At 66.0% G+C, this 19,372-nt stretch carries 18 protein-coding genes and 1 tRNA gene; 13 read left to right on the top strand and 6 right to left on the bottom strand.

The features are described from left to right. Position 1 precedes the first annotated feature (1 nt). Both JLZ96_RS12165 and JLZ96_RS12170 read left to right on the top strand, forming a co-directional pair. Entirely contained in the window at positions 2-526 is a 525-nt protein-coding gene (locus tag JLZ96_RS12165; RefSeq protein WP_201010233.1) for a DUF309 domain-containing protein, read from the top strand. A 56-nt stretch (positions 527-582) separates the two neighbouring features. Then, the gene (locus tag JLZ96_RS12170) at positions 583-1,269 is read left to right on the top strand and encodes a hypothetical protein (RefSeq protein ID WP_201010234.1); all 687 of its coding nucleotides are present in this window, start codon (positions 583-585) and stop codon (positions 1,267-1,269) included. A 12-nt stretch (positions 1,270-1,281) separates the two neighbouring features. Here the strand turns inward: JLZ96_RS12170 and JLZ96_RS12175 are convergent, their stop codons facing one another. Next, a complete protein-coding gene (locus JLZ96_RS12175; protein WP_027495204.1) occupies positions 1,282-2,046 on the bottom strand; it encodes a deoxyribonuclease IV in 765 nt (254 codons plus the stop codon). Between the two features lie 75 nt (positions 2,047-2,121). Between JLZ96_RS12175 and JLZ96_RS12180 the strand changes: the two genes are divergently transcribed. The 5 genes from JLZ96_RS12180 to JLZ96_RS12200 all read left to right on the top strand — a co-directional run bounded on the left by JLZ96_RS12180 (position 2,122) and on the right by JLZ96_RS12200 (position 9,920). Next, positions 2,122-2,856, top strand: coding sequence for an ABC transporter ATP-binding protein (locus tag JLZ96_RS12180; protein WP_032367760.1), 735 nt, complete (start codon positions 2,122-2,124; stop codon positions 2,854-2,856). A 68-nt stretch (positions 2,857-2,924) separates the two neighbouring features. Further along, complete coding sequence (locus JLZ96_RS12185; RefSeq protein WP_201010724.1) at positions 2,925-5,447, top strand: ABC transporter permease; 2,523 nt, start codon at positions 2,925-2,927, stop codon at positions 5,445-5,447. A gap of 277 nt (positions 5,448-5,724) precedes the next feature. Next, positions 5,725-8,244, top strand: a complete 2,520-nt coding sequence (locus JLZ96_RS12190; RefSeq protein ID WP_236253924.1) for an alpha/beta fold hydrolase — start codon at positions 5,725-5,727, stop codon at positions 8,242-8,244. A gap of 111 nt (positions 8,245-8,355) precedes the next feature. Then, on the top strand, positions 8,356-9,285 hold the full coding sequence (locus JLZ96_RS12195; protein ID WP_032401005.1) for an alpha/beta fold hydrolase: 930 nt from the start codon (positions 8,356-8,358) through the stop codon (positions 9,283-9,285). Continuing rightward, positions 9,282-9,920 carry an LON peptidase substrate-binding domain-containing protein gene (locus JLZ96_RS12200; protein ID WP_027495199.1) on the top strand — a complete coding sequence of 213 codons (639 nt, stop codon included), beginning with the start codon at positions 9,282-9,284 and terminating at the stop codon, positions 9,918-9,920. The genes JLZ96_RS12195 and JLZ96_RS12200 overlap by 4 nt, the downstream gene beginning before the upstream one ends. Positions 9,921-9,992: 72 nt before the next feature. Here JLZ96_RS12200 and JLZ96_RS12205 read toward each other — a convergent pair. After that, positions 9,993-10,066, bottom strand: a tRNA-Met gene (locus tag JLZ96_RS12205). Between the two features lie 72 nt (positions 10,067-10,138). Between JLZ96_RS12205 and JLZ96_RS12210 the strand changes: the two genes are divergently transcribed. Beyond that, positions 10,139-10,918, top strand: coding sequence for an enoyl-CoA hydratase/isomerase family protein (locus tag JLZ96_RS12210; protein ID WP_201010236.1), 780 nt, complete (start codon positions 10,139-10,141; stop codon positions 10,916-10,918). On the opposite strand, the gene JLZ96_RS12215 is transcribed toward JLZ96_RS12210, so the two are convergent. Further along, complete coding sequence (locus JLZ96_RS12215; protein ID WP_201010237.1) at positions 10,901-11,518, bottom strand: DUF998 domain-containing protein; 618 nt, start codon at positions 11,516-11,518, stop codon at positions 10,901-10,903. The two genes, JLZ96_RS12210 and JLZ96_RS12215, sit on opposite strands and share 18 nt — an antisense overlap. 135 nt (positions 11,519-11,653) lie before the next feature. Here JLZ96_RS12215 and JLZ96_RS12220 point away from each other — a divergent pair, with 135 nt between their 5' ends. Next, positions 11,654-12,217, top strand: a complete 564-nt coding sequence (locus tag JLZ96_RS12220) for a TetR/AcrR family transcriptional regulator (RefSeq protein WP_201010238.1) — start codon at positions 11,654-11,656, stop codon at positions 12,215-12,217. Beyond that, on the top strand, positions 12,214-13,569 hold the full coding sequence (locus JLZ96_RS12225; protein WP_027495195.1) for an AarF/ABC1/UbiB kinase family protein: 1,356 nt from the start codon (positions 12,214-12,216) through the stop codon (positions 13,567-13,569). Before JLZ96_RS12220 ends, JLZ96_RS12225 begins: the two co-directional genes overlap by 4 nt. A gap of 21 nt (positions 13,570-13,590) precedes the next feature. On the opposite strand, the gene JLZ96_RS12230 is transcribed toward JLZ96_RS12225, so the two are convergent. Continuing rightward, positions 13,591-14,568 (bottom strand): NADPH:quinone oxidoreductase family protein, encoded by a 978-nt coding sequence (locus JLZ96_RS12230; RefSeq protein ID WP_201010239.1) that lies wholly within the window; start codon positions 14,566-14,568, stop codon positions 13,591-13,593. Between the two features lie 106 nt (positions 14,569-14,674). Between JLZ96_RS12230 and JLZ96_RS12235 the strand changes: the two genes are divergently transcribed. Continuing rightward, positions 14,675-15,361, top strand: coding sequence for a dienelactone hydrolase family protein (locus JLZ96_RS12235; protein ID WP_230592064.1), 687 nt, complete (start codon positions 14,675-14,677; stop codon positions 15,359-15,361). Then, positions 15,348-16,256 (top strand): amidohydrolase family protein, encoded by a 909-nt coding sequence (locus JLZ96_RS12240; RefSeq protein ID WP_201010240.1) that lies wholly within the window; start codon positions 15,348-15,350, stop codon positions 16,254-16,256. Before JLZ96_RS12235 ends, JLZ96_RS12240 begins: the two co-directional genes overlap by 14 nt. Positions 16,257-16,272: 16 nt before the next feature. On the opposite strand, the gene JLZ96_RS12245 is transcribed toward JLZ96_RS12240, so the two are convergent. Further along, positions 16,273-17,121 carry a patatin-like phospholipase family protein gene (locus JLZ96_RS12245; protein ID WP_201010241.1) on the bottom strand — a complete coding sequence of 283 codons (849 nt, stop codon included), beginning with the start codon at positions 17,119-17,121 and terminating at the stop codon, positions 16,273-16,275. Positions 17,122-17,151: 30 nt separating this feature from the next. Next, the gene (locus JLZ96_RS12250; protein WP_027495190.1) at positions 17,152-18,018 is read right to left on the bottom strand and encodes an alpha/beta hydrolase; all 867 of its coding nucleotides are present in this window, start codon (positions 18,016-18,018) and stop codon (positions 17,152-17,154) included. Between the two features lie 167 nt (positions 18,019-18,185). On the opposite strand from JLZ96_RS12250, the gene JLZ96_RS12255 reads away from it, so the two are divergent. After that, complete coding sequence (locus JLZ96_RS12255; RefSeq protein WP_201010242.1) at positions 18,186-19,367, top strand: alkane 1-monooxygenase; 1,182 nt, start codon at positions 18,186-18,188, stop codon at positions 19,365-19,367. Positions 19,368-19,372 lie beyond the last annotated feature (5 nt).

A 19,372-nucleotide genomic window follows, 5' to 3' on the forward strand; every position in this document is an offset into this window, starting at 1 on the left:
CATGGCCGAACGCGAGCGCGACCCGCAGGGCAAGCCCCTCAACGCCCGGCCGCGCGACGGCCTCGGCCGCCCGCTGGCCCGCGGCGGTACCGGAACACCCCGGGTTCCCGACGATCTCCGTCTTCCACCGGACGCCGCCCTCACCGAAGCGCAGCGATTCCTGGACGCACGTATGCCGTTTCACGCCCACGAGGTACTCGAGGGCACGTGGAAGAACTGCGTCCCGGACGAACGCGAGCTGTGGCAGGGCCTCGCGCAACTGGCCGTCGGATTGACGCACCTGATGCGAGGAAACCGCGTAGGTGCCGCTTCGTTGCTCCGCCAAGGACACGATCGCCTGATCGGTTACGAGGTCGAGCCCCCGCACCGGATCGACGTGACGGGTCTGCTCGGCTGGTCCGAGGACCTGCTCGAGGACCTGGAGACGGGAACGCTACCGAGCTCACCAGGCGTTCCCGCACTGCGCCGGGCGGTGGAATCGGGATCCGACGGGGGCGTCCTGGCGCACCGGCCGGACTCGAGCTAGCCTGAGAGAATTAGGTAAGGCTAGGACAATCTTCACCGGAAGTGGGGTTCCTCGGCGTGACCGTGTTCGCACCGCTGAAACTCGCCCATCGCGAGACGATCAGCCCAGCTCAGCTCGGACGTACCTTCTGCACCGAGGTCGCCGAACAGGTTCCCTATTGGGTCGCTGTCCTGACCCCGGCCGAACGTCCGCTGCAGGTCACGCCGTCTCCGCTCCGTGAGCGCACCACGGTCACGCTGCCCGTTCCCGCGAACACGCACCGGCTCGACGCTCGGCTGCTCGCCGCCCTTGGATCCGCGGTGTCCACGTGGCAACGAGACAACCGCCGCGGCTCGTCGTCGGGCGTCCTGGTCGATACCGACGTCGACGACACCGGATTCGTCCATCCCGTCCGGCTCCCCGCCGTTCCGGTCGACGCCCTCACCGAATCCGCCCGCGCCTCGTACCTCGTCGACGACGTCTGCAGACGGCTGGACTCGGCACCTCACGGTGGCCGCGACTACCCGCTGACCCGGAACTACCCGGCGCTGGCCTGCCGCCCGGGAGCGCAGATTCTGTTCCGCCACGATGTATCCGAATCCGATCCCAGTCATGACGAGTACGCCATCGACATCGCGATCGGCGAGACGGAATCAGGGCTGGTGTCGGCCCGAGTCACCTGGTCCGTCGGCATCGAGGGAATGGACGAACTGGTCCGGCTGTGGGCCGCAGCGACCACCGAGCTGACGGCAGCGCCCTCGTAACCGCCGGATTCGCTACAGGCTTTTCAGCAGCCTCACGTCGTCGTCGATTCCCTCGGCCGGGGTTTCGAGGATCACCGGTGCATCGGCGGCGAGCGCGACGGCCGTCAGAATGTCCGCGTCGATGGTTCCGGTGCCCAGGTTCGCGTGCCGGTCGCGGGCAGAGTCGAACTCGTCGCGTGAATTGTTCAGATGCACCAGGTCGATTCGTCCGGTGATGGCCTTGATGCGATCGACCACGTCGATCAGGTCTTCGCCGCCGGCCCACGCATGACAGGTGTCGAGACAGAAACCGGCACCGAACTCCCCGATGGCGTCCCACAACCGCGCGATGTCGTCGAAGCGCCTCGCCATCGCCGAGTCACCGCCGGCAGTGTTCTCGACGAAGATCGGTACGCCGAAACCACCCTGCTCGGCCTGACGCTCGAACAGCTTGCGCCAGTTGTCGATTCCCTTGGCGGTGTCCTCGCCCTCTCGGACGTGACCGCCGTGCACCACCAAACCGATCGCACCGATCTCGGCAGCTGCTGCGGCCTGTTCGACGACCGCTTTGCGGGACGGGATTCGGATGCGATTGTTCAGGCTCGCCACGTTCAGAACATAGGACGAGTGCACCACCACATCGACGTCTCCGGTCAACAGAGCCTCACCTTGGGGGTGCGGGGTGAGCTTGTTCCACTTCTGCGGATCCGTCAGAAACATCTGGACCAGGTCGACGCCGAGCGTCTCGGCCGTGCCCAGAGGGTCGCTGCTGTCGCGGACATGTGCTCCGATGCGCATGACGCCCATCATAGGGGTCGAGTTCAGGGTCTCCCCTGATAGCGACCGGGCCCGAACACTGAAACACTGGCACCCATGAGCGACATTGCCGCACGTGCGGTCGACGTATCGAAGGTCTACGGTTCTGGCGACACCCAGGTGCACGCACTGTCCGGGGTGAACGTCGAGTTCGCCCGCGGAGAATTCACCGCCATCATGGGCCCGTCCGGCTCGGGCAAATCCACACTGATGCATTGCCTGGCCGGGTTGGACACCGCGTCCTCGGGCACGGTCACGATCGGTGACACCGAGCTGACGGCGCTGTCCGACAAGGAGATGACCGGGTTACGAAGGGACCGAATCGGTTTCGTGTTCCAGGCCTTCAATCTGGTGCCCACCCTGACCGCACTCGAGAACATCACTCTGCCGCTCGACATCGCCGGACGCACCCCGGATCAGGGCTGGCTCGATACCGTCGTCGACCGACTGGGCCTGCGCGACCGCCTGGGCCATCGCCCGAGCGAACTCTCGGGTGGGCAGCAACAGCGCGTGGCGTGCGCTCGTGCACTGGCCGGTCGACCCGACATCGTGTTCGGCGACGAGCCGACGGGCAACCTGGACTCTCGTTCGTCCGGTGAGGTGCTGTCGATTCTGCGCACGGCCGCAGACGAATTCGATCAGACCGTCGTCATCGTCACCCACGACCCACGAGCGGCCAGTTACGCCGACCGCGTCGTGTTCCTGGCCGACGGAGCTGTCATCGATCAACTGGCGTCGCCCACCGCCGACGCCGTCCTCGAGCGCATGAAGAAGCTGGAAACGGTCCACTGATGTCGCACTCGGTCGCCAAGAAATCGAATCCCGACAAGGCCCCGACGCGGGCCGCGTCGGGCAACCCCATGCGTAAGGTGTCGCTGCGAAACCTTGCCGCCCACAAGGTTCGGCTGGCACTGACAGTTCTGTCCGTCGTACTCGGAACCGCTTTCGTCGCAGGCTCGTTCGTCTTCACCGACACGCTGCAGCGCACGTTCTCGTCACTGTTCGCCGACACCGCACAGGGAGCCGACGTTCGAGTCGCCCCCGAGGATGCGCGATCGAGCGGAGTACCCAACGAGGACATCGCCGCCATCTCGGCGCTTCCCGGCGTGCGTGCTGTCTCTCCGTATGTAGGAAGACAACTCGTTCTGCTGGGTAAAGACGGTGCCGCAGTGCAATCCGGCGGAGCACCGACGATCGGCGAGTCCTACCTGCCGGACGAGCAGCGGCTCGGCGATCCGGCGACATTCGTCTCCGGCTCGGCCCCCACCGCGCCCGGCCAGGTCGCGATCAACGCAGGTGGCGCCGATCGAGCGGGCCTGAAGGTGGGCGACGCGACCCAGGTACTCGTGCCGTCCAAGGGGATCACCGACATCACGATCTCCGGAATCTATTCCACTGCAACAGAATCCGGTGGTTTCATCGGGATTCAGTTTGTGCAGAGCCAGGCGAACGAGTTGTTCACCGACGGTGCGCACGTGCAGTACATCGACGTCGCGGGCAACGATCTCGCCGCACAGGGCAAGACGCAGAGCGACCTCAGGGACGAGATCGCCGCCGCGTTCCCGGATCTGAAAGTGCAGACCGCTGCCGACGTCCAGGCCGAAACCAAGGCCGAGGTCGAGTCGGCACTGTCGTTCATCACGTACTTCCTGCTCGCGTTCGGTGCCATTGCACTGCTCGTCGGCACGTTCATCATCTACAACACGTTCTCGATGATCGTCGCTCAGCGGGTACGCGAACTGGCGCTGCTTCGCGCCATCGGAGCCAGCCGTGGGCAGGTCAGTCGCTCGGTCGTACTCGAAGCGGTCGTCGTCGGCGTCATCGGAAGTGTGCTGGGGTTCGCCGGCGGCGTGGGACTTGCGTACGGATTGCGCGCTCTGCTCAATGCCTTCGACCTCGGGTTGCCGTCGGGCCCTCTCGCCCTCGAACCACGCACCGTCGTCGTCGCCTTCGCGGTGGGCATCATCGTCACCGTCCTCAGCGCCTACGCACCGGCGCGGCGAGCAGCCAAGATTCCACCGGTGGCCGCAATGCGCGAGGAGTTCGCGTCCGCCGGCGACACCCTGCGAACCCGGACGTTCATCGGCGTCGGACTGGGTATTGCCGGAGCGGCAGCGATAGTCATCGGCGCTCAGTCGACCGGCGGCGCTGCCGCAGCAACCGTCGGCGTCGGCGCGGTGGCGGCGATCGTGGCCACGGCCCTGGCCGCACCGTCGTTGTCTCGGCCCGTCGTGGGAGCGCTCGGGGCCGTCCTCACCCGGCCGTTCGGTGCGATCGGTCGCTTGGCCAGAACCAACTCGGTGCGCAATCCGCGCCGCACGGCAGCCACCGCATTCGCGTTGATGCTCGGCCTCATGCTCGTCACCGTCATCGGGGTACTCGGGTCGACGGCGAAGGCGAGTGTCGATTCGCTCGTCGACACCGGCGTCGAAGCCGACTACATCCTGTCCGGTCCACAGTCGATCGGTGTCCCGGCCGGAGCCACGGCGGCCGCACAACAGGTCGACGGGGTGGAACGAACCGCTGTGCTGCATCCGGTGTTCGTCACGATCGCCGGAGAAGAAGAATTCGGCGCTGCCATCGACGGCTCCCCGGAAGGGCTGCTCGACCTGTCCATGGTTCGGGGCACCGCAGACCTCGAGAGCAACGGCTTCTCGGTGTCCGAGACCGAAGCGTCCACCAAGGGCTGGGACATCGGCACCCAGGTCGTGTTCGACTCCGTCGACGGAGCTTCGGTTCCCGTCACCGTCACCGGTGTGTTCACCGACAACCCACTGATCGGCAGTTGGATCGTCTCGGGCGACATCTACGAGAAGGTGACGCCGTCCATCACGCGGTCGGATCTGCTGGTCCTCGTCAAAGCCGCGCCCGGAACCGATCTCGGTACGTTGCGGACCGACCTCGAAGCCGCGACCAAACCGTCCGTGGTGGTGCAGGTACAGGACGTCGAAGAATTCAAGGGCAGCCAAGGCCAGCAGATCGACACACTGCTCGCGGTGCTGTACGGACTGCTCGCCCTGGCCGTGGTCATCGCAGTGCTGGGCATCGTCAACACCCTCGCCCTGTCGGTCGTCGAACGCCGACGCGAGATCGGCATGCTCAGGGCGATAGGAATGCAGCGACCGCAGGTGCGGCGCATCATCTACCTCGAGTCGCTGCTCATCGCCCTGTTCGGTGCCATCGTCGGCGTCGCCCTCGGCATCGCCTTCGGGTGGGGCTTCGTTCAGACCCTGCGCGACGAGGGCCTAGGTGCCATGACGGTGCCCTGGGGGCAGGTCGTCGCGATGCTTCTCGGGTCCGCGGTGGTCGGAGTGCTGGCCGCTCTGTGGCCTGCCGTTCGGGCCGCGCGCACCAAACCGCTGGAGGCGATAGCCGACCTCTGATCAGGGTCGCCCCGACACCGGGCATTTCGTAACGACACCCGTTCGTTACGAAATGTCCGGTTTTCGGCTTGCGCGGAAAGACGGCCCGCGTCTACTTTAGGGTGGTAAAACAGTCTTCAAGTAGGTTTGTGTACCGCAAACGAACCTTTACCTCGCGGGTCGGGCTCGTGCAAGGAGAATCATGACGATTCAGGACGCGTACGCGCCGACCCGATCTGTGCCGACGGTATCTGTGTCGAGCCGATCTGTGCCGACGGGACCTGTGTCGAGTCGAGCTGTGTCGACGGAACCTGTGCCGACGCGATCCGCGCTCGCCCCGCTGTGTCGTCCCGACGGCCGCGACACGCTGATGGCTCGCTACCGCGAGGTAGCGCACGCCATGCCGGACGCAGCCGCGTTGCACGCGGCAGGGACGTCACTGACCTTCGACGAGCTGCTGCATCGCGTGTATTCGCAGGCACGCAAGATCGCTGCCCTGCGCCCGTCCGATCACCGGCCCCTCGCCGTCGAGGCGGACGCGTCGGTCGACTCGATCGTGCTGATGCTGGCCGTCATCGCTGCAGGCCACCCATTGGTTCCGCTGGATCCGCAACTCCCCCACGAGCGCCGCGACCGCATCGTCGAACAGGCCAAGGCCTCGACCCTCGATTCGACGACCGTCGACGCAGCGGTCGATTCCTGCGTACCGCTGCCGACGGTCTCGGGCGGCCACACCGCGGTGATCAACTACACGTCCGGATCCACGGGTACGCCCAAAGGCGTCGTACTCAGTCATCGCATGTGCCTGACCAAGGCGTACGAGGTGTCGACCGCGCTGGGGTTGGGCACCCACGATCGCGTCGGCGATGCCCTTCCCGTCAGTTTCGGCGCGGGCCTGAACACTCTGTTCGCCGGGCTGCTCAGCGGTGCCACCGTTCATTGCCGTGACCCTCGATCCGGCACGGTCGGCAGCATCGCAGAGTGGGTATCGGAGCACTCGCTGACCACGTTGCACTGCTCGTCGTCGCTGCTGCGCGCCGTCGCGGGCCAGGTCACCGTACCCACGCTGCGCGTCGTCACCACCTACGGGGAATCACTGCACGCCGACGACGCGCGCCGCTTCCGCCTGGCTTCCGACAACCGCGCCACACTCGTCAATTGGTACGCGACCACCGAGGCCGGGGCCGTCGCGTTCAGCGAGTACCCCCTCGACCGTGCGCTACCGTCCGGCTTTCTGCCCGCGGGCACTCCCGTCGCAGGAAAGCTCGTCGAGGTCGTTGCTGCCGACGGCTCCCCGTGCGAACCCGACGTCATCGGCGAGGTGCGCGTCACGTCGGCGTGCCTGGCCGACGGCTATCTCGAGGATGTCGGCGTGGACTCGGAGAAATTCGCCGCCCTCGGCGACGGCCTGTTCCGCTACCGCACCGGCGACCTGGGCCGGTTCGATCAGGACGGAACATTGCAGCTCGCCGGGCGCATCGACGACGCAGTCAAGGTACGCGGCTACCTCGTCGAACCGGCCGAGGTGGAGGCAGCACTGCGCGCGCTGCCGAACATCGACGATGCCGTGGTGATCGGCAGGAGATCCGGCGCCGATACCGACCTCGTCGCGTACATCTGCTCCGACCGCACCGTCCGGGCGAGCCAGGCCGACATCAGGGCCGCCCTGCGCCGAACCCTGCCGGAATGGATGGTGCCCACCCACCTCGTCGCGCTCGACGCCATGCCCCGCAACGAACGCGGCAAGATCGACCGCAGAGCACTGCCCGAGCCGTCCGACCGACGCGTCGAACGCACCGCGGTCGGCCCCACCGAATACATCGTCGCGGAGGCCGCTCGCACTGCACTCGGACTGGACGCCATCGGGCGGGACGAGGATTTCCTCGAACTCGGTGGCAACTCGCTGACCATGACGGCGATGCTCGCCCACTTGCGCGAGAACCTGAAGATCGACCTCGATCCGCAGGACGTGTTCGCGTCGACCACCGTGCGAACGCTGGCGACCACCGTCGACGCTCGGCTTCGCGACACCGCCGCCGCACGTCGGAGCTCGTCCGGTGTCCACGACGTTCTGGTCCCGCTGCGCACCGGGGGTACCGGAGCTCCGATCTTCCTGATCGGTGGTGCCGGCGTGGGCGCGATGGCGTTTCTCGATCTGGTCAAGCACCTCGACGCAGACCGTCCCGTCTATGCCCTGCAGGCACACGGCCGAGGCACACGCGGGCGACCGGACCGGACCATCAGAGCCACTGCGGCACGGTATGTCGACGCGATCCGGACGGTGGCCCCCGACGGCCCGTTCCATCTTGTCGGCCACTCGCTCGGCGGCTGGATCGCCATCGCGATGGCAGAGAAGATCAGAGATTCCGGCGTCGGTACCCCGCATCTGCTACTTCTCGACACCCGGCTGTTCCGTCATCTCCTGGACCGGCTTCCCGGGGGTACGTCTGTCCCGGCAGCGCCGCCCGCACCGACCAGAGAAGACGCCGGCTTCCATCTGGGCCGTGTCGGTACGGCCGCGCTGTGGCTGCGTATGCAATTCGCTGGGCTGCTGCGGTATCCGACGACCATGGAATGGTTGGTGTTCGCCAGCATCGGGTACGTGGCGTTGAACAAGCATGTGCCGACTCCGTGGTCGGGGTCGATGACTGTGGTTCGCACCACCGAGAACGTCAAGGACCTCCGGTCGTGGCGAGCAGTCGCTCACGGCGAGCTGACGTTCGTCGATATCACCGGCCACCACGCGAACATGTTGCGCGGACCGATGGCGAAGGAACTGGCCGACATCATCGACGACACCGTCGACAACGCGCGCTGACTGGGAATATCACCCGCGACGGCCTGTCGCGGTGGCGGCACAGCTTGTACGTTTGTGCCGGACGGCTAATTAGCCGAGCCACCGGCCCGAACCGAGACAGGGAGGTCGACCATGAGCGCATCGTACGAACTGCAGTCGGTGGAACTACACAAGGACGTCTTGCGGTACGTCGATATCGGCGACGGGCCGCCCGTGATTCTCGTCCACGGGCTGCTCGGATCGCATAAGTCCTGGGGCCCGCAGATCGAGCGACTGTCGGACCGGTATCGGGTGATCGCACCCGACCTGTTCGGGCACGGTGACTCCGACAAACCGTCCGGCGACTATTCGCTCAGTTCGCACGCGGCCACCATCCGCGACCTGATGGAGTATCTGAACATCGACTCGGCACCACTGGTCGGCCACTCGCTCGGCGGCGGCATCGTCATGCAGATGACGTACCTCTTTCCCGAACGGGTCGATCGCCTCGTGCTGGTCAGCAGCGGCGGGCTCGGCCCGGAGGTGAGCCTGCTACTCAAGGCCGCGACGCTACCCGGCAGCGAACTGGTGCTTCCGATGTTGGCCTCGGATTGGTTCCGAAGGAACACCGAAGGTGTGCTGGCTCGACTGGGCAAGTGGGGGGTTCCGGTAGAGCCCGGCCCCAGCATGGCCGAGACGTGGCGCTCGTTCCGATCGGTCGCAGACCGGTCGACGCGGGAGGCATTTCTGGCGTCGACGCGGGCCGTCGTGGGTCCTCGCGGCCAAACCGTCAGCGCCAAGCAGCATTTCGAGAAGTTCGAGTCCATTCCCTCGCTGCTGATCTGGGGCGGTAAGGACCGCATGATTCCCGCCAAGCATGCGGACAACATCCGACGCGAGGTACCCAACAGTCGCGTCGAGATCTTTCCCGACGCCGGCCACTTCCCGCAGCTCGACGAGCCGGACTTCTTCTTCCGGCTACTGGACGAGTTCTTGGCCGCCAACCACACCGACTCGAGCGACGCGGACACCGGCGCGCCGACGGAGATCACCCCGGCAGCCATGCCGCTGCAGCGCCCGTGAGCGTCATCCCGATGTTTCCGCTCGGCAGCGTGTTGCTGCCGGGCGAACGTCTCCCGTTGCACATCTTCGAGCCGCGATACCAGGCACTGGTACAGGACTGTCTGAAGATGGACGATCCCCGTTTCGGCGTCGTTCTCATTGCCCGGGGACACGAAGCAGGCGGCGGCGACGTCCGACACGACGTGGCGACGATCGCCCACATCATCGGTCACGAGGCCATCGGAGACGGCAGGTATCTGCTCGAATGCGTCGGAGGCGAACGGATCCGCATCGACGCGTGGCTCCCGGACGACCCCTACCCACTGGCCGACGTTCGCGCATGGCCCGACGCAGACGTCGATGCCGTCATCGCCGACACGCAATTCGCCGCCACCTGGGCCAAGGTCGAGGACCTGTACGAGCTGATCGGTCGGCTCGAATCCTCCGGGGACATCGTGACGCCGGGCGTTCCGGATTTTCTGAGCCTCCCGATTTCGGCCGCCGAGAAGATCTGGTCACTGGCCTCGTTGATCCCGATGGGCCAGTCCGACCGACTCGACATCCTGTCGGCACCGGACGCCCCGTCGCGCTTGAAGGCACTCGACGACGCGATCGAAAACGTCACGGCCGTCGTGCAATTCAGACTTCAGCCCTGACCGGAGCCATCCCGGCGAACCCAGAAAAGAAATCAGGCCCGGCACCATCGGTGCCGGACCTGATCTTCGTAGTAGCGGGGACAGGATTTGAACCTGCGACCTCTGGGTTATGAGCCCAGCGAGCTACCGAGCTGCTCCACCCCGCGTCGGGTGATACCCACGGTACATGCCGTCGTGGCAGACTCCCAATCGCCAGGTCAACGCTCTACGGTTCTTTCATGCCCACCGAGTCGTCACCCGTCCTGTCCTTTCCACACCAGGCCGTCGCACAGATCACGCTGAGCAACCCCCCGGTGAACGCCTTGACCCAGCCTGCGACGCGACGTCTGCGGGCGATGCTTCGCGAGCTGGCCGAGAACTCCTCCGTCCGGGCCGTCGTGCTCACCGGCGACCGGGTGTTCAGTGCCGGTTCGGACATCTCCGAAATGCCCGCGATGCAGGCGGCAGGCGACGTCCTCGAACGCAAGAGCAATGTCGAGAACGCGACCCTCGAATTACTGGCCGACCTACCGCTCCCGACGGTCGCAGCGATCGACGGGTTCGCCCTGGGCGGTGGGCTCGAGATGGCGCTGTGCTGCGATCTCGTCGTTGCCGACGCGGGTGCCCGCCTCGGCTTGCCCGAGATCGATCTGGGGCTCGTCCCCAGCAGTGGCGGGACCATGCGTGCGTTGCGGCGGGTGGGTCAGTCGCGCGCAGCCGAACTGGTGTTGCTCGGCGAGCCCATCTCTGCCGAGACCGCTCTGGAATGGGGTCTGATCAACAGGGTGGCTCCACGCGGTGGGTCCTTGTCGATGGCACTGGACCTGGCACACGTGCTGGCCGCGAAGTCCCGCTCGGCCGTGCACGCGAACAAACGAGCTCTCGCGCTCACGTTCGGGCAGTCACCACACGAACCGGCACGACGCGCACTGCCGGTGTTCGAGGAAGCCTTCGAGTCGGCCGACGGCCGAGAGGGCGTACGGGCCTTCCTCGCCAAGCAATCACCGAACTTTCGATAGCCGGGCCCGCGCGAGAAGTGCTGCACCGGTGACGATCTCCCATCCGATGATGGTGTAGACGGAAATCCGCTCGAACGCTCCACCGCCGAGGATGCCGGTATCGGCGAGAAACAATGCGAAACCGGCCAGCCCCGCGACACCGGCGACGCCGCTGGCCGCCGTGTACCACCGAGGTGCGCCGACGCGTCCGCCGTACCGGCCTGCAGCCAGGAGCACCAGGTTTCCACCGATGATCGCCATACCCGCGCCCGCTGCATGGGGAGTCGATGCTCCGTCGACCGAAGCATGCGCGAGCCCGACGACGATGCTGCCGACGCCGTGCACGACCGACGTGCCCAGCACGATCCAGCGCGCTCGACCCTCGAACAACACCGACAGACCCAGACCCGCCAAGGCGAACAGAGCCCCGTCCACCACGAAGCCGATGTTCATCACCGGGTGCCACGGTGAGATGTCCGGAATCCCGAGGTCACTGATGTTGTTGCGCGCGTAGCTGTACGGTCGGTCGGTCCAGCCCAGCGCCGAAACCGCTTCGGCAGCGAGGTAGGTACACCCACCGACCAGAAACGCCGCGGCGGCCAGAACTGTAGATCGCTTCACCACTGCAGTATTCACTGCCCCCACGTCAACGGGTCATTCCGCAGGCTCCACTCCCGAGAGCTGGGTCATTCCGCAGGCTCCACTCCCGGCGACCCCGATGCACCGGACTTGTACCGATTGGTACAGTACCGGCTCATGAGCGATCGCCACGACGTGGTGCCGATACTCGCAGGAGTGTTCCGCGACCACGGGTTCGACGGGTCGTCCCTCGCGGTCATCAGCAGATGCACCGGACTCGGCAAAGGCAGTCTCTACCACTACTTTCCGCGGGGAAAGCAGGAAATGGCCGAGGCAGTCCTCGACGACGTCGAGCTGTGGTTCCACCACAACGTCTTCGAGCCGCTGCGGCACGGAGACGACGCGGCGTCGACCACCCACGACATGTTTCAGCAGACCGCCCGCTATTTTCGGTCCAATCGCCTGGTGTGCCTGTTCGGCGCGTTCACGCTCGGGCTCGAGCGTGCCGCTTTCTCCAGCCGTGTCGCCGCGCATTTCACCCAGTGGATCGAGGCACTCACTCCGGTGCTGCAGCGGCTCGGACACGGCGACTCGGCGGCCGAGCTGGCCGAAGAGATCGTGGCCGGAATCCAGGGGGCGTTGGTGCTGGCAAGGGCTTTCGACGATGCCACACGATTCGACCGGGTGTTGGCCCGACTCGAAGCCTCGGCCGCACGCGTGTCGGAGGGAGTGCACGCATGACACCTGACGACACGACGCCGAAGCCGGCACCCGAGCTGAAGACCTTCGGGATACGAGAGTTGTTGCGACTCATCGTGATCGGATCGGTGCTGACGTACTTTCAGTTCATCGCCATCGGCCGCTGGGTTCGTGCGCCGCGGCGCGGCTGGCCGGTTCACGCCTCCAAGGCCGTCGTCGACGCGTTCTTCGTGCTCGGCCCCACCTTCGTCAAGGTGGGGCAACTGATGGGTTCGTCGCCCGGACTGTTTCCCAAGGTCCTCGCCGACACCTGTCTGCGATGCCTGGACGAGGTGCCGCCGTTTCCCGGGTCGCAGGCCCGCGCGGTGATCGAGGCAGACCTGGGCCGGAGCGTCGACGAGTTGTTCTCCTCGTTCGACGACGTACCGCTCTCGTCGGCGTCGGTCGCCCAGGTGCACCTGTGTGTGCGCCGCGACGACGGCCGCGAAGTGGTCATGAAGGTGCAGCGGCGAGGCATCTACCACCGCATGAAGATCGACCTGCGAATCGCATATCTCATCGCGCGCGGTCTCGAGAAGTTCATTCCGTTCTTTGCCACGGCCAACGCGTCGGCCATCATCGTCGACCTGCACGCCGCGACGTTCGCGGAACTCGACAGCGCAGTGGAAGCCAAGCGCCAGCACAGCTTTCGCAGTGCAATCGGGGCATTCGGCGACAACAAGCACGTCACCGCACCCGAGGTGTTTCTCGACTACTGCGGTGGACGCGTGATCTGCATGGAACGCATGCACGGCTCGCCGCTGGACCGGTACCGGCCCGGTGAGCAATCGGAGCTGATCGTTCGCCGTGCCGCCAAGGTCTGGATGGAGGCCCTGGTACTGCACGGCCTGTTCCACGGCGACGTGCACGCGGGAAACGTCTGGGTGCTCGACGACGGCAGAGTGGCCTTTCTCGACTTCGGCGTCATGGGCGAGGTGGACGAGCAGTGGCGCGCGTTGTTGCTCGACCTCTTCCACGCCACGGTGATCGACGGCGACTTCACCCGCCTCGCCGGTACCGTCAAACGTCTGGGAATCGTTGCCCCGCAGATGGGTTCGGACGCCGAAGTCGGCGCGATTCTGCAGTCGGTGTTCGCGCCGATGCTCTCGGCCACCCTCGCCCACTTCAGCCTGGCGGACTTCATCCGGGCGTTGGTCGGCATGGGCAAGCAGTACAAGACGTCGAGCCCCGAGGAACTGATCCTGGTGGCCAAGCAGCTCGGCTACTTCGAGAGGTATGCCATCGAACTCGCACCGAACTGGGCGTTGGGCACCGACCCGTTCGTGTTCAAGAACGTCTTTCCCGCCGAGATCGCGGCGCTGTCCGAGGCACGGGGCATCGAGCTGCCGGAGTGATCCGGCAGCCCGCGCACCCGATCACAGACTGAAGTCGAGTACCACTTTGCCTGCTGCCGTTCGGTTTTCGAGCGAGGCGATCGCTGCTGCCGCGTCGGAGACGGGGAAGACGGACGGCTCGGGAGCCACGAGCGAACCGTCCGCGAGCAGCGGCTCGATCTCGGCCCACTGAGTGGCCAGGTAGCCGGGGCGCGTCATCCACCATGCACCCCAGCCGACGCCGACGACATCAACGTTGTTCAGCAGCAAACGGTTGACCTTGACGGTCGGGATCTCGCCACCGGTAAAGCCCAGCACCAGGATTCGGCCCGACGGCGCGAGCGAACGGATGCTGTCGGTGAATCGGTCACCGCCCACCGGATCGACGACCACGTCGACGCCACGGCCACCGGTCAGCTCCTTGACCGCGTCCTTCCAGCCGTCGACCAGTACGACGTCGGTGGCTCCGGCGGCTCGCGCGATGTCTGCCTTTGCTTCCGAGCTCACCACTGCGATCACCCGTGCTGCCCCGAGCACCGGAGCCATTCGCAGAGCGGAGGTTCCGATCCCGCCCGCCGCGCCGTGCACCAACACCGTCTCGCCCTGCGCCAAGCGGCCGCGCTCGCGCAACGCGAAGTGCACCGTCAGATCGTTGAACAGCAAGCCCGCGCCCGCAGTGAGCGACACGGACTCGGGCAACGCGAACACCATGTCGGGCGAGACGACGGCGACTTCTGCCATACCGTCGCTGAGCCCCGTCAACGCTGCCACGCGGTCTCCGGCCGAGAAGCCGGAATCGGCCGGAGCCGACCGCACGATGCCGGCGATCTCGCTGCCCGGAACGAACGGCAACTCGGGCTTGTACTGGTACAGCCCACGGGTGAGCAACGCGTCGGGAAACGCGACGCCCGCGGCCCTGACCTCGATGACCACCGACCCGTCACGCGCGGTGGGTTCGTCGATATCGGCAACGGTCACCGAATCGGGTCCATCGAGACTGGAGATCTGTACCGCGCGCATGAAGTGTCCTCTCGGTCGGGATCGTTCCCTGCCTGCCACGGTACAAAACTGCCGTACTCACCGCCGCTACCGGCATCCACTCCTGGTGATGTGCTCCAATCGAGGGGTGAACACCACTCCCCTCACCGTTGTCTCGCCCGACGGCACCGCCCGCGGCGGCATCATCGTCATCCAAGAAGCCTTCGGGGTCACCGACCACATCGTCGACGTCTGCAACCGCGCGGCTGCGGCGGGTTGGGTAGCCGTGGCTCCGCATCTGTTCCACCGGCAGGAGGGGGTGAGCGTGCTCGACTACTCGGACATGGATTCCGCCATGGCGGCCATCGGAAAACTCGAGGCGGACGAGGTGGACTCCGACGTGGACGCAGCAGCGAGTGCGCTGGCCGAACTGGGGTTCGAGCCCTCGTCCATCGCGATCGTCGGTTTCTGTATGGGCGGGACCGTGGCCTTCCATACTGCGGTTCGACGGCAACTCGGTGCGGCCGCCACGTTCTACGGTGGCGGAATCACGAAGGGCCGCTTCGGTTATCCCGCGATGGCCTCGGTGGGCGACGCTCTCCAGACACCGTGGCACGGCTTCTTCGGAGATCTGGACGAGGGCATTCCGTTCCAGGACGTCGAGACACTGCGGGAGATCACCGCCACGGCACCGGTCGGCACCGAGATCACCCGATACCCCCACGGCAAGCACGGCTTCCACTGCGACGACCGCCCTGCCGTGTTCGATGCCGCAGCCGCAGGCGACGCGTGGACCAAGACCCTCGAGTGGTTCGACGCGCATGTCGCACGCTGAGCACCCTCGCTCCGACGCCGAACTCGCGGAGGAGACCGAACGCATCGTCGCGTTCTGGACCGAGTTGTCGCTGCCCGGCCTGTTCGACGTCCACACGCATTTCATGCCGAAGAACGTGATGGACAAGGTGTGGAGCTACTTCGACAGCGCCGGCCCGCTGACGGGCAGCGTCTGGCCCATCTCGTACCGCTTCGCCGAAGACCGACGACTGCAGGTGATTCGAGGGTTCGGCGTGCGGCGATTCACGTCGATGATCTACCCGCACAAACCTGCGATGGCGGCCTGGCTGAACTCCTGGGGTGCCGACTTCGCGGCCCGCACCCCCGATTGCCTGCAGACTGCGACGTTCTATCCCGAGGACGGAGCCACGCAGTACGTCGAGCAGGCGGTGACGAACGGAACTCGAATCTTCAAGTCGCACATCCAGGTCGGGAACTACTCGCCCAACGACCCGCTGCTCGACGGCGTCTGGGGCACCATTTCGGATGCGCAGATTCCGGTGGTCATCCACTGCGGCTCCGGACCGGCACCCGGCTCGTATACCGGCCCCGAGCCGATCGCCGCTCTGCTGCAGCGGTTTCCGACGCTACCGCTGATCGTCGCGCACATGGGCATGCCCGAGTACGTCGACTTTCTCGATCTGGCCGATCGATACGAGAACGTACGTCTGGACACCACCATGGCCTTCACGGATTTCTCCGAAGCCGCTGCGCCGTTTCCCCGGCACGAGATGCCGCGGCTGTTGGACCTGCAGGATCGCATTCTGTTCGGGAGCGACTTTCCGAACATCCCGTACCCCTACCTGGACGCGCTGCAGGCGGTGACCCGTCTCGGACTCGGCGACGAGTGGGTTCGCGCCGTGTGCTGGAGCAACGGCGCGGCCCTGTTCGGCTGAGTCCCGTTCGCGGGTCTCAGCCCACCCAGAAATCGGCGATACGCTCGGCGATGGCGGCGCCCTGCGCCCGGCCCGCTGTTGCCGCCGCTGCGCGCACGGCGATGTCGGTGGGGTCGGGTCCGATCGCAGCCGACGAAGCCGCGTCGGGAACGATCACTTCCACCTTCGAGCCGCCCTTGACCAATTTTCCCCGTTCGACCTCGAAGGGGTCGCCTTCCAGGTCGAGTGCACCGACCTTGAGCACCAGCACCTTCTCGAAACCCACCGCCAGATCGGCGTTCTCGCTCGCACGGATACCGCCGTCGACGTAGCGGTGATCGCCGATCGTCACCGGCGGCCACATGCCCGGGATCGCGCAACTCGCGGCCACGGCGTCGATGAGCTCGACGCCCGATCCCCGGTCCAGTACTCGATGGCGCCCCGTCAGGGCGTCCACGGTGACGATCCGCAGATCACGGTCGGGCCACGAGTGCGTCGTCAGTCGACGGGCGATGATGGCTCGTCGTTCCCGTTCGCTGATCGTCGCTGTCGCCAGAGCTTCGGCACCGATGCGCCTGCGGGTGTCCAGCGCACTGCCGTCCGAGTTCTGGGCTGCTCGGGCCAACATGGTGACGAGCTCGTCGATGGTGGCCTCGGCGTGTGGCTCGTTGTCCTGCTTCGACTCGTCCGCCTGACGCTCGAAGAACTTCGACACCGGGGTGCCGCTCGAGATCTGAGCGGCCACCGAAGAACCGGCCGACGTTCCGAGCAACATCTCGGCGTCGCTGACATCGGCCCCGGCCTCGGCCAGTCCCAGAAGGACGCCTGTTTGCCACGCAATGCCCGCTACACCGCCGCCGCCCAATACGAGCGCTCGTCTGGCCATGGTCGTAACCCCGTTCTTCCGCTGGACCCGTCAGGAACTTACAGCCCCGCCGCCGACCCGCGGACGTAACCACGTGATCAGGTCGTCGAGCACGCGTTCCTGCTCCGGCTCGTTGAAGACTTCGTGGAACAACCCGTCGTAGGTTTTCAAGGTCAGGTCCTCGGATCCCGCCAGTTCGGCGATCAGCTCGCTGCCCGAGACGTCGGCCAACCGGTCCGCGGTTCCGTGCTGCAGCAACACCGGAATGGTCAGGGACGGCAATCTGGCGGGATACGTACGACTCTCCTGCAACAGTGCTGCAGCGAGCCCGGCCGTGACGCTGCCGTGATAGCCCAGCGGATCGGCGACATAGGCGTCGACGACGGCCTTGTCGCGGGAGACGTCGTTGGGGTCGAGTTTCAGCACCGGCAGCGACGGCAGGAACCTGCCGAGTACTGCACCCACCGCGACCAACGCTTTCGGCTGGCCCACGGACGGGTTGACCGCAGGCCCGGACAGCATCAGTGCGTCCAGATCACCCTGATGGTCGAGGGCGTAGGACAGTGCGATGGCACCGCCCATGCTGTGTCCGAGGAGGAAGGTGCGGCTGCCGGGGTGCTCCTCAGCCGCGATCGAGAACAGTGTGTGCAGGTCGTCGGTGAAGTCCGACCATTTCGCCAAGGAGACTCGCTTGCCGCCGGATCGCCCGTGCCCGCGGTGGTCGGGTGCGTAGACGACGAGGCCGAGCGAGCCGAGCCGCTCGATCACGTGTCGGTACCGTCCTGCGTGCTCGGCCAGGCCATGGGCCAGCACCAGAACGCCGGTAGGGGAATTATCGGCGGCGGCGTCCGGGGTCCAGACGTCGTAGACGATACGAGTTCCGTGTACCCCGGCGAACGACGACTCGACATGCTGCATTCGGTCACCGTACAAGGACCGCGACGCCTTCGACGGCCCATCGCTCGAACCCCACAGATTCGTCTAGGTAACTATCCTCAGAGGCGTGGCGATGTACTTGTGACAGACCACCACCGCACCCCCTCGTACCGCGTGGGCAGCCTCGAAGATCAGGAGTGAGTTCACGCATGCCCGACAAGGACGCCGCAGGGGCCTCGCCGACGTGGCGCGATCCCAAGCGTTATCTCTGGCCGCTCGGCCTGACGATTCCGCTGAGCCCGTTCCTGGCGTGGGGCTTGGTGTCACTCCTCGGACCCGGCGCATTCTGGGCACTCGGGCTGATGATCATGGGCATCGCGCTGCCGTTGGTCGACAAGTTCGCGGGCGTCGATCGCAGCAATCCACCCGACGAGGCTCTCGCAGCACTCGACAAAGACAAGTACTACCGGTGGTGCGTCTACCTCTTCCTCCCGCTGCAGTACGCCGGCCTGGTGGCCGCGTGTTACCTGTGGGCCCACGGCCCACTCGGCGCACCGGAGAGGATCGGTCTGGCCGTCACCGTGGGCGTCGTCGGCGGCGTCGGCATCAATGCCGCGCACGAACTGGGGCACAAGCGCGAGAACGTCGAGCGGTGGCTCTCCAAAGTCACTCTGGCGCAGACGCTGTACGGCCACTTCTACGTCGAGCACAACCACGGCCACCATCTGCGCGTCGCCACCCCCGAGGATCCGGCGTCGGCGAAATTCGGTGAATCGTTCTGGAAGTTTCTGCCACGCACGATGATCCACGGTCTGCATTCGGCCTGGGATCTCGAAACCCGTCGACTCGCGCGGTCGGGCTCGTCACCGTGGACGCTGCGCAACAACCTTTTCAACGCGGCCGCGATGAGCATCGTTCTGTTCGGGGCACTGATCTCAGTGTTCGGTTGGATCGTTTTGCCGTACCTACTGATTCAGGCCGGCATCGCCATCGTCCTGTACGAGGCGGCGAACTACCTCGAGCACTACGGCCTGATGCGCACCAGGCGTTCGGACGGGCGCTACGCCAAGCCCTCGCACCGCGACAGCTGGAACAGCGATCACCTGTGGAGCAACCTGTTTCTCTACCACCTGCAACGTCACAGCGACCATCACGCCAATCCGGTGCGCCGCTACCAAGCACTACGAACCGTCGACGAGTCTCCGCAACTCCCGGCCGGATACGCGGTGATGATCTTCTGCTCGATGGTTCCGCCCTTGTGGCGCAAGGTGATGGATCAGCGCCTGATGGACTTCTACGACGGCGACCCGAGCCTCGTCAACGTCGACCGGACCGATCGCACCGCGGTCCGCCGCCTCGAGAAGCTGACCGGGGCGCGAGCGCAGTCGTAGCGTCG

The organism is Rhodococcus sp. NKCM2511 (assembly GCF_014905595.1).
In the GTDB taxonomy this organism is placed as follows: domain Bacteria; phylum Actinomycetota; class Actinomycetes; order Mycobacteriales; family Mycobacteriaceae; genus Rhodococcoides; species Rhodococcoides fascians.